The sequence below is a fragment of the Pararhizobium sp. LjRoot238 genome (genome assembly GCF_964252955.1).
GTDB lineage: Bacteria > Pseudomonadota > Alphaproteobacteria > Rhizobiales > Rhizobiaceae > Pararhizobium.
In genome coordinates this window covers 3,695,773-3,711,786 of sequence record NZ_CAXUPP020000001.1, presented here as the reverse complement: position 1 = coordinate 3,711,786, position 16,014 = coordinate 3,695,773, and the positions used below count along the sequence as shown (strand labels likewise).

At 59.7% G+C, this 16,014-nt stretch carries 13 protein-coding genes; 9 read left to right on the top strand and 4 right to left on the bottom strand.

All coding sequences use genetic code 11. From position 1 onward, the window contains the following. Window positions 1–21: 21 nt before the first annotated feature. Complete coding sequence (locus ACSQ3F_RS18105) at window positions 22–519, top strand: DUF934 domain-containing protein (protein ID WP_436101498.1); 498 nt, start codon at window positions 22–24, stop codon at window positions 517–519. A 138-nt stretch (window positions 520–657) separates the two neighbouring features. After that, window positions 658–1,473 carry a ferredoxin--NADP reductase gene (locus ACSQ3F_RS18100; protein WP_436101497.1) on the top strand — a complete coding sequence of 272 codons (816 nt, stop codon included), beginning with the start codon at window positions 658–660 and terminating at the stop codon, window positions 1,471–1,473. Between the two features lie 78 nt (window positions 1,474–1,551). On the opposite strand, the gene ACSQ3F_RS18095 is transcribed toward ACSQ3F_RS18100, so the two are convergent. Next, a complete protein-coding gene (locus ACSQ3F_RS18095) occupies window positions 1,552–2,172 on the bottom strand; it encodes a GntR family transcriptional regulator (protein WP_436101496.1) in 621 nt (206 codons plus the stop codon). Between the two features lie 89 nt (window positions 2,173–2,261). Between ACSQ3F_RS18095 and ACSQ3F_RS18090 the strand changes: the two genes are divergently transcribed. Further along, window positions 2,262–3,155 carry a dihydrodipicolinate synthase family protein gene (locus ACSQ3F_RS18090; RefSeq protein WP_436101495.1) on the top strand — a complete coding sequence of 298 codons (894 nt, stop codon included), beginning with the start codon at window positions 2,262–2,264 and terminating at the stop codon, window positions 3,153–3,155. A 78-nt stretch (window positions 3,156–3,233) separates the two neighbouring features. Here the strand turns inward: ACSQ3F_RS18090 and ACSQ3F_RS18085 are convergent, their stop codons facing one another. After that, the gene (locus ACSQ3F_RS18085; RefSeq protein ID WP_436101494.1) at window positions 3,234–4,757 is read right to left on the bottom strand and encodes a M10 family metallopeptidase; all 1,524 of its coding nucleotides are present in this window, start codon (window positions 4,755–4,757) and stop codon (window positions 3,234–3,236) included. 250 nt (window positions 4,758–5,007) lie between these two features. Here ACSQ3F_RS18085 and ACSQ3F_RS18080 point away from each other — a divergent pair, with 250 nt between their 5' ends. From ACSQ3F_RS18080 to ACSQ3F_RS18055, 6 genes are all read left to right on the top strand, one after another. Then, a complete protein-coding gene (locus ACSQ3F_RS18080) occupies window positions 5,008–5,169 on the top strand; it encodes a hypothetical protein (protein ID WP_436101493.1) in 162 nt (53 codons plus the stop codon). 188 nt (window positions 5,170–5,357) lie between these two features. Beyond that, window positions 5,358–6,617 (top strand): ferredoxin reductase family protein, encoded by a 1,260-nt coding sequence (locus ACSQ3F_RS18075; RefSeq protein WP_436101492.1) that lies wholly within the window; start codon window positions 5,358–5,360, stop codon window positions 6,615–6,617. Between the two features lie 48 nt (window positions 6,618–6,665). Further along, window positions 6,666–9,911 carry a c-type cytochrome gene (locus ACSQ3F_RS18070; protein ID WP_436101491.1) on the top strand — a complete coding sequence of 1,082 codons (3,246 nt, stop codon included), beginning with the start codon at window positions 6,666–6,668 and terminating at the stop codon, window positions 9,909–9,911. Between the two features lie 69 nt (window positions 9,912–9,980). Further along, the gene (locus ACSQ3F_RS18065; protein ID WP_436101490.1) at window positions 9,981–10,871 is read left to right on the top strand and encodes an OmpA family protein; all 891 of its coding nucleotides are present in this window, start codon (window positions 9,981–9,983) and stop codon (window positions 10,869–10,871) included. A gap of 3 nt (window positions 10,872–10,874) precedes the next feature. After that, entirely contained in the window at window positions 10,875–12,410 is a 1,536-nt protein-coding gene (locus ACSQ3F_RS18060) for a caspase family protein (RefSeq protein ID WP_436101489.1), read from the top strand. Beyond that, on the top strand, window positions 12,410–13,972 hold the full coding sequence (locus ACSQ3F_RS18055; protein WP_436101488.1) for a caspase family protein: 1,563 nt from the start codon (window positions 12,410–12,412) through the stop codon (window positions 13,970–13,972). The genes ACSQ3F_RS18060 and ACSQ3F_RS18055 overlap by 1 nt, the downstream gene beginning before the upstream one ends. 84 nt (window positions 13,973–14,056) lie before the next feature. On the opposite strand, the gene ACSQ3F_RS18050 is transcribed toward ACSQ3F_RS18055, so the two are convergent. Continuing rightward, entirely contained in the window at window positions 14,057–14,833 is a 777-nt protein-coding gene (locus tag ACSQ3F_RS18050) for an amino acid ABC transporter ATP-binding protein (protein ID WP_436101487.1), read from the bottom strand. A 19-nt stretch (window positions 14,834–14,852) separates the two neighbouring features. Further along, window positions 14,853–16,010, bottom strand: a complete 1,158-nt coding sequence (locus tag ACSQ3F_RS18045; protein WP_436101486.1) for an amino acid ABC transporter permease — start codon at window positions 16,008–16,010, stop codon at window positions 14,853–14,855. Window positions 16,011–16,014: the final 4 nt, after the last annotated feature.

Below are 16,014 nucleotides of genomic sequence, written 5' to 3'. Positions count from 1 at the left end.
ATGGGGCGCAAGGACAGAGACATGACGAAAATCTGGAAAGAAACCGGCTTCGTGACAGACGACCCTTGGGTCGTCGAGACCGAGGAAATCAAGGCCGGCTCGAACGAAAAGGCCATCCTTGGCCTCGATGCCTTCATCGAGAAGGCATTGTCCGGTGACAGCGGTCTTGGCGTGCTGATCAACCCTGCCGACGATGTGACGCGGCTGCAGCCGTTTCTCGAGCAGGTCTCGTTGATCGCCGTGGCGTTTCCGGCCTTCAACGACGGCCGGGCCTTCAGTCATGCCTCGCTGCTCAGGGCTCGCCTGGGTTACGGCAAGGAAATCCGCGCGGTCGGTGACGTGCTGATCGATCAGGTGCCGCTGATGCTGCGCTGTGGTATCGACAGCTTCGCCGTCACCAACGAAACGGCTCTCAAGCGCCTCTCAGAAGGACGGCTGCCGGGCATCGACAATCACTACCAGCCGACGGCCCGCCCGTCGGCGGATGCGAAGTCCTACAGCTGGCGCCGGGTCTCCTGAGAGCTGCGACAGTCTAAAGCGCGCATCAATCCGCAAAAAGCGCTATAATTGGAACGGATTTGCTTCCAAAGCCGTGCCGTTTGGAGTATCCGCTGATACCTGAAATAAACAGTCATCATTACAGGACCTGACGCCGAGATGAATGCTCCTGCCAAGATCGAAGAATTTGCCGCAACTGCTGTGCCCGCCGGCGTGTTTGCCGAAACGGTGACCGCCGTCAAGCACTATACGGACCGGCTGTTCAGCTTCCGGATGACGCGTCCGGCGGAGTTCCGTTTCCGTTCGGGCGAATTCGCCATGATCGGCCTGATGGTCGACGGTAAGCCGATTTATCGCGCCTATTCGATAGCAAGCCCGGCCTGGGACGATGAGCTCGAATTCTTCTCGATCAAGGTTCAGGATGGTCCGCTCACCTCACATCTGCAGGGCATCAAGCCCGGAGATCAGGTTCTGATGCGCAAGAAGCCGACCGGCACGCTGGTGCTCGATGCACTCACACCCGGCAAGCGCCTTTACATGTTCTCGACCGGCACGGGTATCGCGCCGTTTGCCAGCCTTATCCGCGAGCCGGATACCTTCGAAAAATTCGAGGAAGTCATCCTCACCCACACGACCCGCGACGTTGCCGAGTTGCAATACGGCTTCGACCTGATCGAGGAAATCCGCAACCACGAATTCCTGGCTGAACTGGTCGGCGACAAGCTGCGCCACTACGCGACGGTCACCCGCGAAGACTACCCGTTCAAGGGTCGCATTACCAACCTGATGCGCGACGGCAAGATGTTCTCCGATTTGAACCTTCCGGCCTTCGACCCGGCCGTCGATCGCGGCATGATCTGCGGCTCGACCGAGATGCTGAAAGAAACCAAGGAAATTCTCGAAGCGGCCGGCCTGACCGAAGGCGCCAACAACAAGCCGGGTGAATTCGTCATCGAACGCGCGTTCGTCGGCTGACGCTTCCACTGGGTCCGGATATCGAGAGGGCGGCTTGCGGGCCGCCCTCATTGTTTTTGCAATGTAGGCCTGCAGGGCTTACCTCTCGCCGAGATAGTCCATCAGGTTTTCCATGGCGCTTGCCGCGGCGGGGGGATCGGCCTGGTTGATGGCGCGAATGACCTTGACGTGCAGATCGACGGACCGGTCCATGCGCTGCGTCGAGGCGGCGCTGAACCACAGCCTTCGGGCGTGTGTCTGCAAGGGCGCCAGGGCCGAGGTCAGAAAGGTGTTGGGGCAGGTGGCTTCCATGATCTCGTCGAAAGCCTTGTCGGCCGCCAGAAAGCCCTCCATGTCGGCATTGATCGAGCAGGCGGTCATCGTCTGAGCACATTCGATCATTGCCGCGCGCGCTTCCGCACTTGCATGTTCGGCGACGAGGGCCGCGGCGAGGGGCTCCAGCGTGCGTCGCACCTGCATGACATGCCGGTGGTCGTCGGGTTTGATCATGGTGATCTGCAGCCCGACGCGGGCACGAACCTCGATCAGTCCCTGCCACGACAGTTTCTGGATTGCTTCCCGCACCGGCGTGCGGCCATGGCCGGCCAGGTCGATCAGCTGCTTTTCCGTCACCAGCGAGCCGGGCTTCAGTTTCAGGGTGACGATGAGGCTTTCCAGCGCCAGATAGGCAAGATGCGCCTGCGATGATGATCCCGACATGTTTTTCCTTATGCTCTGATATATCAGACATTGACACACATGAAAATAGATGGCAAATATGCTGATATATCACAGCAACGGAGGTTCCTATGTGGCGCGGCGTATTCCCGGCAGTAACAACGAAATTTACGGTTGAAGGCGATCTCGACAAGGCTGAGATGGAGCGTTGCTTTGCGCTTCAGTTCGAAGCCGGCGTCGACGGCATGATCGTCTGCGGCTCGCTTGGCGAGGCGATGACGCTTGATCCGGAAGAGAAGCTGGAAATCCTGAAAATCGCAAAATCGGTAGCCGGCAACAAACCGGTGCTGATGACGGTTTGTGAAAGTTCCACACGCCGCGGCGAGGCCGCTGCAAAAGCGGCCGCAAAAGCAGGCGCCGATGGTTTCATGGTCCTGCCGGGCGTTCCCTACAAGTCCGCACCGGCCGAAACGCTCGGTCATATCACGGCGATTGCGGCTGCCGGCGGCCTGCCGATCATGGTCTATAACAATCCCGTCGCCTATGGCGTCGACGTGACGCTGTCGATGTTCGACGAACTGGCGAAGAACGACCTCGTCGTTGCCATGAAGGAATCGACCGACGACATCCGCCGCGTCACCGACGTGGTGACGCGCTTCGGCAAGCGCTTCGATTGCTTTACCGGCGTCGATAATCTGGCGCTGGAAAGCCTGTTGATGGGCGCGGATGGTTGGGTCGCCGGCCTTGTCGTCGCCTTCCCGAAGGAGACCGTGGCGATCTGGAAGCTGGTCCAGGCCGGCCGTTTGGAAGAAGCCCGCGCCATCTACCGCTGGTTCCGCCCGCTGCTCGATCTCGACGTCTCGACCAACCTCGTCCAGAATATCAAGCTTGCGGAAGTCTTGGCGATCGACAGCAACGATCGGGTCCGCGCGCCACGCCTGCCGCTGTCCGGTACCGAGCGCCAGCGCGTGACGGCGATCATCGAACAGGCGCTTGCCGTACGCCCGGAACTGCCTACGCTCTGAGGCTTTCAGGTCGGACGAAACAAAAAAGGGGCCGGATCGCGATGATCCGGCCCCTTTTTATCGAATGGCGGGCGCTTCCTAGAGCACGAAATAGCCCTTCTGCAGCGAGATGGCGTCGTCGAGGTGGATGGCAAAATCGGCAGCCTTGTCGCCGTTCACGTCACCGTAGACGTAGGTGTCCGACGACCCTTTGACGTATCTGAGTTCACCAGCCGCGCCGGTGAAGGCAGCCGTACCACGGAAACTGAACGCCTGGTTACCGGAGGTGCCAGTATTGGCGTCGATGCCGGAGAGATCGATCTTGTCGCCCTGTGAAGCGGAAAAATCGAATACGGTGTCGCGCCCGGACGTAGCGACCGTCGATTCCGTGCGCACCTTGAACAGGAAAATGTCGGCATCGGCGCCGCCGATAAAATCGTCGGCGCCTGCACCGCCGTAGAGCCTGTCGGCGCCAGCCCCGCCGTAGAGCTTGTCGGCACCGGATGCGCCGATAAGGACGTCGTTTCCGCCTTCTCCGTTCAGCGTATCGTTGCCGCCATAGCCCTGCAGGGAATTCGCGACCTGGTTGCCGGTGATCTGGTCGCTGCCCGATCCGCCCTTGGCGTTTTCGATCAGCGACCGGATGTCGCCATCGTGGAGCAGCGCATTGAAGATATTGCCTCTGGCATAACCATCATTGGGACCACCGCCCAGATAGGCCAGCTGGTCCTCGCTGAAGAGCGACGCCTTGCCGGGACGAAGATCGATCTTGAGGTTGTCGCTATAGGCGGTCAGGTCGAACGTGTCGTTGCCATCGCCATCCCAGAGGGTGGCGAAGATGCGATTGGCACCCGGCGAGATCGCCACCTCGCCGTCGACGATCGTCTGGCCGCTGGTCGGCGTCCATTTGTAGACCGTATTGCCGCTGTTGGTGGAATAGTCGGCGCCATACATTTCCTGAAGGGCCGCGATATCGGCAATCATGAAGGTTTGAGGTGCACCATATTCTTCGTAGGTGTAACCCTCGCCGGTATCGCCGACATAGCCCCTATAGGTCATCACCGAATATTCGAGCGAATCATAGGCCGTTGGCAAAGCGCCGTAAACGTCGGTTTCGTTACCGTGTTTCAGCCCCAATGCATGTCCGAGTTCGTGGATCATCGTGTGCCAGGCGTAGTTGCCGGCGACGGGTTTCCTGTAATCATGATCGGTGCCGAGATATTCGGTGCCGAACCAGACATCGCCGGCCGGTGCATATTCTTCCCATGGCATATTGGCATAGGCAGTGCCGATGTCGGCATCGTCGGATTGGGCGATGCGGATGGTGGCGCTGCTATCGCTGCCGCTTGCAAAGTTCACATTGGTGAAACCCTCGACGGAAAAGCCGTCATTGGCGGCGGAGCCGTAGGATTGCTCCAGAGTGAAACGTGCGGCGTTTATCTGCGCATTCGAGATGGCAGCGAATCCATTATTTTTTTCCGGGCCATAGCTATAGCTGCCGGCGCTGGTTGGAAAGGCATAGGTTATGGTGGAATCGCCCCAGGCCGTTTCGGTCAGAACGCCGTCGATGAGCGCATTGCCGGTAGCGGAAATGGTCTTTGTCGTCTTGCTCGTACCAGTCAAGCGTATCTCCTGCTAACGCCTTTTGCCTCTTGCGTGTAGTATGCCGTTTCGCGTTATGCCAAACATCCGAGGCGAATCTAAGGGCAATGAATATCAAAAATTGTAAGCGTATTGTTAAAAGACGAAGCGACCCATGGTAAAATTCAGGACATCTCTGAAACAATTTCTTTTCACGTCCGCAGCCATTGCCGTCGCGATCCTGGCAGCGGGGCCCCGCCCTCATACCCACGCGCAGACACAAGGACAGGACATGCTCCCCCCGCCGGACATAGAAGCCGCCGTCCAGTCCGAATATAACGGTGTGGTCAAGAAGGGCACGCGCGAGGCCTATGAGCGTTTCATTCGCCGTCATCCGGATCATCCGCTCGCCGAAAAGGCGCGCGAAGCGCTGGCAAAGGGCGGCCTGAAGTAACCTGCGGATGTCTCGTCTTGCCGCATTTGCTCAGAGCGGAATTTGCCCGCAAACACAAAAACTTGAGCACGCCGAATAAAGCCCGACCTAAAATCGTATGGTCTACAATAGCTGTTGACGAAGCTTGAGGGGCTTGCCAGTCTTGCCTCGGGGATTCCGGCAACTGCGGGAATTGTGAGGGATATTCTGTGAGCGCGGGTAGTGTTCTTGTCTGGTCGTTGATGGGTCTTGCGGGACTTCTGGCCGTTCCCGCGGTCAGTCACACCAATGCAGGCACGACCTTTTCGCTGATGGCCTCGTCCATGGCTTTCACCGGCATGGGGATCGCGCAATTCATGGCGACGCGCCCACCGCTGGTGGAGCGCCTTTTCGGCGGCCTCGACCGAATCTACCGAACCCATCGCCGGGTCGGCATCACGGTATTGATTCTCATTCTCGTGCATTACTTCATCACGCCGGATTTCAAGGGCCTGTCGCTGACGAGCGGATTGAACAAGCTGGCGGCATCGATGGGGGAGTATGCGTTCTACGGTCTGGTCGTGTTGCTGCTCTTGAGCATCTTCAAGATCATCCCGAAGACGAAAATCGAGATCCCCTATCACTACTGGCGGCTGACACATCGCTTCATCGGGCTTCTGTTCATCATGGTGGCCTTCCACCAGACCTTCATCAAGCGGCCCTACGACGGTACCGCGATGCTGGCGACCTATCTCAACATCTTCGCGCTGATCGGCACCGCGAGCTACATCTACACGCAGCTCTTTCCGTGGTTGCGCACTCGGACCTACGAGGTCTTCGACGTGAAGCGCCATGACGGTGCAACGATCATTTCGGCGCGTCCGACCGGGCGCCCACTCAAGGCAAAACCAGGGCAGTTCGGCTTTTTCCGGGTCAACAAGCCGGGTCTGCGCGAGCCACATCCCTTCACGATCGCCGGCATGGAGGAGGGCGGTATCGTCCGTTTCGCGATCAAGCCGTTGGGGGATTACACCACGGCGCTGCGTGAAAACATCGCGGTCGGCGATGGATTGAAGCTCGAAGGGGGCTACGGCCGGTTCAATCATCGCCGCGGTGGCAAGAAGCAGATCTGGCTCGCGGGCGGCATCGGTGTGACGCCTTTCCTCGCAATGGCCGGGTGCCTCAAGGGTGATGAAGGCCAGGACATTCATATGGTATATTGTGTACGCGACCGTGCCGAGGCGATCGGTCTCGAGACATTCGAGATGCAGGCAGAAAAACTTCCGAATTTCAGTTTTACTTTGCATGATTCAAAAACCGAAGGACGTCTTGATGCGGCGAAACTCGCGGCAGCGAGCGCAGTCGATCCGGCGGGGGCAGACCTCTGGTTCTGCGGACCGCCGCCTCTACGAAAAGCCATTGAAAAAGGACTGAAAGAACTCGGGAAAAAGCCCAGACGGGTCGAGTTCGAGCGGTTCGAGTTCCGATAGTACCGCATCGCCATATTTTGTCGTTTGAGAAAGTAAGGGGAACAAGCCATGCGCATGTTCGATCAACTGCCTGGGAAAATGATCCGCAGCCTGCCACGACATGTGCTTGCGATGGCGGCGGCCGTCCTTTCGATTGCCCACTGTCCGGGGACAGCCTCCGCGCGCGATGCTTTTGCCGACGATGCCTATGCGACCTACAAGGCAAATGTGGATAATGGCAAATATCTGTTCAGCGCCGCGGGCTGCGGCGCCTGCCACGGGTCCGGCAGCAATACGGAACTGCTTTCCGGCGGCATGGAGATGGATACGGCCATCGGCAAGTTCTATGCGCCGAATATTTCGCCCCATACAAATGGCATCGGCGGCTGGACCAATGCGCAGTTTCTCAACGCGGTGATGCAGGGGATCGACCGTGATGGCAATCATCTTTATCCAGTCATGCCCTATACGTCCTATGGCGGCATGAAGCCGGAGGACGTTCTCGACATCAAGTCCTATATCGACACGCTGGTGCAATCCGACGCCGTGTCGCAGGAACACGAGATTGCCTTCCCCTATAGCCGCCAGACGACGATTACGCTGTGGAAGCGCAGTCATTTCAACGTTCCGGTGTATCAGTCGCGCGAAGAGACGCAGATGGAGCGCGGCCGCTATCTCGTCGAAAACGTCGGCGGCTGTGGCGATTGCCACACGCCCCGCACCACCACCTACGGCCTCGATACCGAAAACGCATATGCCGGCGAAAAGGGCCTGACCGGCGCGGTTGCGCCCGATATCACCAAGGCGCGAATGGCTGGGCTGGCCTCTCCCGACGTCTTCACCGTCGGGTTGATCGACGAAGGCAAGAAGCTGTCCGGCGCGCCGCTGACTGATCCGGTGATGCGCGAGATCGCCCGCGGGCTTTCGAAGCTGACGGAGAAGGACAGGACGGCGATCTATGCCTTCCTGTCGGACCGCGAGGTCAAGCCGCCGGAACCGGTGGCACAATCGGCGACCGCCGTCTGCAAGGAAAGCACGCCGGAAACCGCGCTGTCAGGAGACAATGCAGCGCTGGCAGTGCAGGCTGATGCCTTCATCGGAAAATATTGCCGCAATTGCCACGGACCGGGCGAAAGCTCGCAGGGCAGCTATTCGGCCGGCGACCTGAAATCGATCGCTGCCGACGCCGCCTTCGTCGTTCCCGGAGACGCTTCGAAATCCCGGCTGTTCACGTCCGTGACGAGCGGCCGTATGCCGCTCGGCAAGCGCCCGACCGCCGAGGAGGTCAAGAGCCTCGAGGACTGGATCAATTCGCTCAATCAGTCGAACCTGCCGCAGACGGCGGCAACGAAGCCGGACCGCACCCGGCCGATGCTTTCCTATCGCGACTTCATCGAGGCCGGGCTGAAGGACATTTCCAAGGTCGGTGAGCTCGACCGGCAATTCATGCGTTATTTCTCCTATCGCAACCAGTACAATGGCATGATGGGCTGCGAGGCGGACAAGACCTTCATGAAGCGCATCGATGTGCTGGCCGGCGGCTTCAAGAAGCTCTTGAACTCGCTGTCCTATGGACCGAATCTGGTGCTGCCGCAGGAGGTCGAGGGAACCAACGGCCTGATGGTGCGGGTCGACCTTCGCGATCTGCAATGGTCGGCCGAGGACTATAACTTCCTGATCTCGCAATATTTCTATGGGGTCGATCCGGCGAGCGACGCCTCGCTGCTGGCCTTGACCAAGGAGACGGATACCGTTCTGCCGATCATGCGCATCGACTGGTTCATGGCCAACGCAGCCAAGCCAAAGATCTACAATCAACTGATGAAACTGCCGACCCAAATCCGCGACCTCGAGAAGCGTTTCCAGATCAACGTGGACGAGAACATCCGCCGCCGTCAGGTGCTTAGAGCCGCCTTTGCCGATGGTTCGTCCGGGGTGTCGGATCATAACCGCATGCTCGAACGCCATGACATGCCGTTCGGCGGCTACTACTGGAAATCCTATGATTTCGGCGGCGATGTCGGCAAGCAGGTGTTGAAGCGCTTCCCGCACGGCCCGAAGGAGATCGAACCGCTCGACGCCGGCCTGACCGCCTTCCAGCATGACGGCGGAGAAATGATCTTCTCGCTGCCCAACGGGTTGCAGGGGTACTACCTGTCGAACGCGGAAGGAAAGCAGCTCGATGTCGGCCCGACCAGCATCGTCTCGTTCCGCGAGCGGCCGATCGGCAAGGGAGTCGAGATCACCAACGCCCGCTCCTGCTTCGATTGCCATGCCAACGGCATCCTGTCGAAACGCGACCAACTGCGCGAGCACATCGAAACCTCGACGCTGTTCAGCAAGGATCAGCAGGCGATCTTGTTCGACATGTACGTGCAGCAGGAGGATCTCGACGCCGCCTATAACAAGGATCGCCAGCGCTTCGTGGACGCTCTCGTGAAGCTTGGCGTGACCGAGCCGACGCCGGATGGCAGCGCACAAAGCATGCTGGCGCCGGGGAACGCGGAACTCGTCACCTATTTCGGTGACAAATATGAGGACGAACTCGACTTCGAAGCTCTGGCGGCGGAATTCGACATGAAGCCGGACGATTTTTCCGCGACGATCAAGCGGGTCGAGGATGTCGATGTCCTGCGGCTGGGGCTCGATTGGGTGACGACGCTGGAAGCGGGCGGCACCATCCCGCGCGCCGAGGTGGAGCAGCAGTTCCCGCTGCTTCTGTCGCCGCTGATGCAGCTGAAGGCGCTCGATACGACGACCGTCAAGGTTGCAGCGACGGCCCAAACCCAGGAGGTGGCTGGCCAGACGGCGCAGCAGACCCCCGTCAAAGCCGAGACGATTGCGCAGGCAACACCGGCCTATCGCCAGGAAAAACCGGCCGAAGGCAAGCTGGAACTCGCGCTCCAGGTCGGGTCGACCACGGCGAAAGTTGGCGATCAGCTGTCTTTCGAGCTGAGTTCCAACAAGGCCTGCGAACTGCAGGTGCTCTATGTCGAGGAGACGGGTAATGTCGAGGTCATACCGGATGCGATGATCGGCAATACGACATTGCAGGCCGGCGAGAAGCGCCTGATCCCGCAGCCGGGCACAGGCAACCTCACCTTCGACACACCGGCACCCGCCGAGACGATGATCGCCTTTTGCCGCCAGGGTGGTCTTGGCGACCAGAAGTTGACGGTGGAGCGGGCACGCCAGCTGGTGGCAGATTCGCATCTGCCGCCGACGCGCGGGCTCGCCATCAACCTGGCGAAGAAGGCCGAGGATGACAAGGGCGCAAGCGGCCTGCAGGTCGTGACGTTCGAAATCAAGCAATGACGAATCAACCGGCCGCCATCGGCGGCCGGTCGGGGGTCCACAGCAGCATGGAATGGCATGGAGAACACGATGAGGATGCTGATTGTCACATCTCTGCTGGCCTTGTTTTCCGCCGGCCCGGCTTCGGCGGCATGCGATGCATTGGCGCAGGTCGCCGATGCGACCAATGCAGGAGACGAGGCCCGGGCCAAGCAGATCGCCGGTGGCCAGGCGCCTGGATGCACGGCGGATGACAAGGCGATGATCAGCCGGGTGGCGGCGCTTGCATCGTTCAACCGGATTGTCGGCGCCGTCGGGCAGGGCGCCAACCTGGCGGATTTCGAGGCGGAACTCGAGACGATCAGGACCAGCAATGCCGCACCGTGGCAGGTTTTCGACGCGCTCGGCGATATCAACCGCGATCGCCGGAACTATGAGGCCGCAGCGCGTTACTACCAGCTGGCGCTGGAGGACGCTTCAAACGAGGTATTGACGCCGGGCTGGATGGCACCGGACAAGAAATACATCGTCCGGCTCGATCATATGGCGACCGAGATGCGGCTGGCGGCGCCGAGGCCCGTGAAACTTGCCATGCGCGGCGCCTGCAAGATCAGCTATCGCGGTGTTTCGTTGAAGAAGAAATCGACGCCGGTGCGGTACGTCTTCGGTACCGCCGAATTCACGCCGGAGGGGCTGGAGTCGGCGAAAGACCTGTCGGAATGCCTCAAGTCGGTGAAGCCAAGGGCGATTACGCTGATCGGTCATACGGACCCGATCGGTGGTGCCGAGGACAACCGCTTACTGTCCCTGGAGCGTGCCGAGGCGCTGGCGCAATATCTTGTCGCCGAAGGTTACGGTGGGGAGTGGAAAATCCTCGGCAAGGGCGAGGATGAGCCCTTCAAGGCGGACGATGCCAATGCCTATGACGAGGACACGCTGAACCAGATGCACCGGCGCGTCGAAGTCGATGTGGAGAACTGAGTGATGCCGCGCGGTTTGCTTCTTGCCCTCCTGATCTCCACAGCGCCGCTCAGTGCCGCTTCGGCGAAGACCTATGCCCTTGTGGTTGGCGTCGATGCTTATCCCTATGAGGTGAGCCTTGATGGCGCGGTGAAGGATGCGAGGGACGTCGAAGGCGCCCTGCGGCGCGCTGGCGTTGACCAGATGGCGGCCTTCTTCGATGCGGCCGCGCGCAAGGACGATATCCGATCTGCATGGACGGGCTTTGTTGATGCAGCTGGTGAGGGCGATACGGTCATCTTCACCTATGCCGGCCACGGGGCGCAGATGCCCGAGCTTGTCGCCGGTGATGAGGCGGATGGCCTCGACGAATTTCTGCAATTACCCGGCTTTGACCGCAGCCGGGCCGAGGAGACAGATCACGAGATCATTGTCGATAACGAGCTGAATGCCTGGTTTTCCGAAGCCGAAGCCAAGGGCGTGCATGTGCTGTTTGTTTCTGACAGCTGCCATTCCGGGGGCATGAGCCGTGCCTTTTCCGGCAAGACACGCCTTGCCCATGCGGTCACCGTCAAACTGCCGCCGCCCTCTGAGGAGGCGGTTTCGGGAGCTCAGGTCAAGGAGGCGCAATTCCGCCAGGTGACGGTGCTTGCCGCCTCCTTGGAAAGCCAGCCTTCGCCCGAAGTGATCATCGGCGGCGAAGCGCGCGGAGCCCTGAGCTGGAGTTTTGCCCGCGCGGTCGAGGGATCGGCGGATCGGAACCAGGATGGCCGCATCTCCCGGGTTGAACTGGAGGATTATGTCTTTGCCAATGTGAAGCACCAGTCCGAGGCTCTGCAGATCCCGAATTTCACGCCGCAAGTGCCGCGCTCCGAGGACGAGGTAGTAATCCCGCTTACCCGTAGCGTCGCAACAGCGGCCGATCCAAGCGTTCAGAAGACGCACAAGCCTGTGAGAGAAACGGGCTGGGACGGTAAGCTGGCGCTGACCATCAGCGGCTCGCAAATGGTTCCGGAAAATACCGGCGGCAACGGCGTGCCGTATCGCTGGGATGCAGCGAGCGGTGTCTTCTATACGCCGAACGGCGATGTTGCCGGTGAAAATATAACGGGAAGCAATATCCAGGCGGTCGTCAACAAATTCGTTTTGCTCGATTTTCTGAAGGCGATGGCCAGCCAGAATCCCGGTGCCGTGTCGCTGACACCGCAGAAGGATATCTATGCCGCCGGTGACCGGATTGCCTTTGATGCTCCGGCATCAGCCTACAAGAACATGATCGTCTTCAATCTCGCCAATACCGGCGAAGTGCAATTGCTGGACGTGCAGGCGGAAGGTACGGAAAGCCATGAGTTCAAGCTGACCGACTTGCAGGTGGTCGAACCTTTCGGCGCCGATCACCTCATCGCCCTTTCGACCAATGAGCCGATAGACGCCATCGGCGCTGCGCTGGCGAGCAAAAATGTCGATGCCTCGACCGTGCAGCAACTGCTGATGACGCGCATTGACGGCACCGACACGAGCGTGGCGATCCAGCCGCTCTATACTCGGGGAAAGCTCTGATGGCCCTGCTGCGAACTGTATCTAGATTACTGTTCGGTGCGCTGGCGTTGTTGTTGGCGCAATCGCTGGCGGCAAGAGCGCAGGATCGGGCGCTGCTGATTGGTATCGGCACCTATGAAAATCTGCCGGAGGACATGTTTCTGTATGGGCCGAAGAACGACGTGAAGGCGATCGAGGCGCTGTTGACCGGCACGCTATCCTTCAAGCCTGAAGCAATCAGAATACTAACCGACGAAAAGGCAAGCCGGGAGGCGATCCTGTCGGCCGTGAACGACTGGCTGATCGCCGGAACCGCACCGGGCGACCGGATCTATTTCTACTTTTCCGGACATGGCCTGCAGGTGAAGGATGTCAGCAAGGATGAAGAGGACGGGATGGACGAGGCACTGTCCACCTATGACATCAAGACCGGCGAGACGGACTGGACGAACGTCATCCTCGACGACGATCTCGAAGCGCTCTTGGAGAAGATGAAGGGCAGGGCCGTGACGCTGGTGATCGATGCCTGCCATTCCGGCACGATCTCCCGCTCGCTCTCGGCCGAGCAGCTTTCGGGCCTGAGCGGCGCGCGCTACCTGCCGCGCCCATTCGCTAACACATTGAAGAACACGGTAACACGAGGCCTGCGGATCGATCTGGGTGTCGTCGACAAGCCGGCGGAACTAACGGCCGGTGGCGTTACCGCCTGGAGTGCGGCCGCTCCCTATCAGGTCGCCTGGGACGATGTGCGGTTGCCGATCGAAGACCGTCACGGCGTTTTTACCTCGGCTTACGTAGCCGGCTACAAACCTTCGGAATCGGATGGAAACTCCAACGGCCTGGTCAGCAATGCCGAGCTTTTCCAGTATGTGACGACAAAGTCCAAGGACTATTGTTCGACCCAGGAAAACTGCGATAACCTCGATCCACAGTTGGAGAGCGAGCCCGATGCGCTCGGTGCGAGTGTTGCCAAGCCGGAACCGTACAAAACGGAACAGACTGCAACGGCGACGAACCAGCAGCAAGGCAAACCAGAGCCGGAGTACCAGGAGGCGAAGGTCGATGCTGGAGCCGCGACGGCTTACGTCGATGTAAACCCGGTGGCAGCCATAGGCGATATCGTCGGCAAGGCGGATACGGGCGATGTGACTGTTTCGCTTGATACCGGTCCCGCGCTGAAAAAAGGCCAGCCCTTCAAGATTTCCATCACCAGCAAGTATAACGGCCATCTGGTGCTGCTAGACGTGAACGGCGAGGGGGTCGGGACGCAGATTTTCCCGAACGAGATGGCGCAGAAAATAACGCCGCTTTCAGCGGGCTCGACGCTGACGATTCCGGATGACTATTACGGCTTCGATTTCGAAGCCGATGGCAGCGGCGAGAACATGCTGGTGGCCATCGTCGTCAGCGACGATCTCGATTTGAGGGATGTCGCGCCAGCGGCGCAGGGACTGAATACCGAACTCGATGCGCGAAAAAGCCTGAGCGAGATCGTCGCCAAGCTCCAGCAGACATGGACGGGCGACGCCGAAAATCGCGGTTTGCGATGGTCGCTGGGAACGCTGAAATACACGATAGAATAGGGCTGAACGCCTTCAGAAGCCAGAAAGCCCGCGACGGTCGCCGCGGGCTTTCTGCTTTGGGCCCTGTTGGATAGCCCCGCAGACTTAGTGCAGGATCTGGCTCAGGAACAGCTTGGTGCGCTCGTGCTGCGGATTGTCGAAGAATTCGGCCGGCGAGTTCTGCTCGACGATCTGGCCCTGGTCCATGAAGATGACGCGGTTGGCGACCTGGCGGGCGAAGCCCATTTCGTGGGTGACGCACAACATCGTCATACCTTCCTCGGCGAGACCGACCATGGTGTCGAGCACTTCCTTGATCATTTCCGGGTCGAGCGCCGATGTCGGCTCATCGAACAGCATGACGCGCGGGTTCATGCAGAGCGAGCGGGCAATCGCCACACGCTGCTGCTGACCGCCGGAAAGCTGGCCCGGATATTTGTTGGCCTGTTCCGGAATCTTGACGCGCTTCAGGAAGTGCATCGCGACTTCTTCCGCCTGCTTCTTCGGCATCTTGCGCACCCAGATCGGCGCCAGCGTGCAGTTCTCAAGGATGGTCAGGTGCGGGAAGAGGTTGAAGTGCTGGAACACCATGCCGACTTCGCGGCGCACTTCGTCGATCTTCTTCAGGTCGTTGGTGAGCTCGATTCCATCGACGACGATCTTGCCCTTCTGGTGCTCTTCCAGCCGGTTGATGCAGCGGATCATCGTCGACTTGCCGGAGCCGGAGGGGCCGGCAATGACGATGCGCTCGCCGCGCATGACCTTCAGATTGATGTCGCGCAGAACGTGGAAGTCGCCGTACCACTTGTTCATGCCGATGATTTCGATGGCGACGTCCGTGGACGAGACTGTCAGTTTCGATGCCAGAGCTTCATTTGCCATGACGTTTTCCCCTTAATTGTTATCGTTTGTGGCCCTTGTCGAGCAGGCGTTCCATGAAGCCTGAATAGCGCGACATGCCGAAGCAGAAAAGCCAGAACGTGAAGCCGGCAAAGATCAGGCCGGACAGTGGCGTGACGGGCGATGCCCAGTTGGCGTCCGAGAAGTTCTGGCGAACGATGCCAAGCAGGTCGAACATGCCGATGATCGAGACCAGCGACGTATCCTTGAACAGGCCGATAAAGGTATTGACGATTCCCGGGATCACCAGTTTGAGCGCCTGCGGCAGAATGATCAGCCGCATCTTCTGCCAGTAGCCGAGTCCTAGTGAATCGGCGCCTTCGGACTGTCCCTTGGGAATGGCCTGAAGACCGCCGCGCACCACTTCCGCCATGTAGGCGGATGCGAAGAACGATACGCCGATCAGTGCCCGCAGGAATTTGTCGACTGTCATGCCCTGAGGCAGGAACAGTGGCAGCATGACGCTTGCCATGAACAGAACTGTGATCAGCGGGATGCCGCGGACGATTTCGATGAAGATCGTGCAGATCATCCGAATGACCGGCATTTTTGATCGCCGACCGAGCGCCAGAATGATGCCGAAAGGCAACGAAACGGCGATCCCAACGAAGGACAGGATGAGGGTGACCATCAGGCCGCCCCAGAGCGGGGTTTCCACATATTCGAGCCCGAAGACGCCGCCGAGCAGAAGGACGAAGGCCAGGATCGGAAGCGCCGCGAACAGCAGGATGGCATTCCATCCCTTGTAGGGGATCTTCGGTATCAGCATCGGCACGAGGAGGGCAATGAACAGGATGCCCACCAGCGCCGGGCGCCAGCGTTCTTCGATCGGATATCGGCCGAAGAGGAACTGGTCGAACTTGGCGCCGACGAAGGCCCAGCAGGCGCCGGTCCATCCCTCCGGCTGCGAGCCGCCCTGTGCGACGGTCGCACAAACCCCACGACCGCCGCCGGTCCAGGCGGCGTCGATGAACAGCCATTTGATCATCGGCGGCAGGAACCAAACAAGGAGCAGGATGGCAATGATCGTCAGCACCGTGTCCTTCGGCGTAGCGAACAGGTTTTTGCGGAACCAGGCGACCCAGCCTTTTTCAAGCAACGGCGGAGTCGTGGGCGCGATCATCTCGCTCCGGACGAAGTTGGCTTCTTGTGCGCTCATCGGC

Excerpts from the sequence above, each read along its gene's own strand:
- ACSQ3F_RS18055 (WP_436101488.1), top strand. The coding sequence starts at position 12,410 with ATGGCCCTGCTGCGAACTGTATCTAGATTACTGTTCGGTGCGCTGGCG.
- ACSQ3F_RS18105 (WP_436101498.1), top strand. The coding sequence starts at position 22 with ATGACGAAAATCTGGAAAGAAACCGGCTTCGTGACAGACGACCCTTGG.
- ACSQ3F_RS18095 (WP_436101496.1), bottom strand. The coding sequence starts at position 2,172 with ATGTCGGGATCATCATCGCAGGCGCATCTTGCCTATCTGGCGCTGGAA.
- ACSQ3F_RS18080 (WP_436101493.1), top strand. The coding sequence starts at position 5,008 with ATGCTCCCCCCGCCGGACATAGAAGCCGCCGTCCAGTCCGAATATAAC.
- ACSQ3F_RS18045 (WP_436101486.1), bottom strand. The coding sequence starts at position 16,010 with ATGAGCGCACAAGAAGCCAACTTCGTCCGGAGCGAGATGATCGCGCCC.
- ACSQ3F_RS18065 (WP_436101490.1), top strand. The coding sequence starts at position 9,981 with ATGAGGATGCTGATTGTCACATCTCTGCTGGCCTTGTTTTCCGCCGGC.
- ACSQ3F_RS18100 (WP_436101497.1), top strand. The coding sequence starts at position 658 with ATGAATGCTCCTGCCAAGATCGAAGAATTTGCCGCAACTGCTGTGCCC.
- ACSQ3F_RS18090 (WP_436101495.1), top strand. The coding sequence starts at position 2,262 with ATGTGGCGCGGCGTATTCCCGGCAGTAACAACGAAATTTACGGTTGAA.
- ACSQ3F_RS18060 (WP_436101489.1), top strand. The coding sequence starts at position 10,875 with ATGCCGCGCGGTTTGCTTCTTGCCCTCCTGATCTCCACAGCGCCGCTC.
- ACSQ3F_RS18050 (WP_436101487.1), bottom strand. The coding sequence starts at position 14,833 with ATGGCAAATGAAGCTCTGGCATCGAAACTGACAGTCTCGTCCACGGAC.
- ACSQ3F_RS18070 (WP_436101491.1), top strand. The coding sequence starts at position 6,666 with ATGCGCATGTTCGATCAACTGCCTGGGAAAATGATCCGCAGCCTGCCA.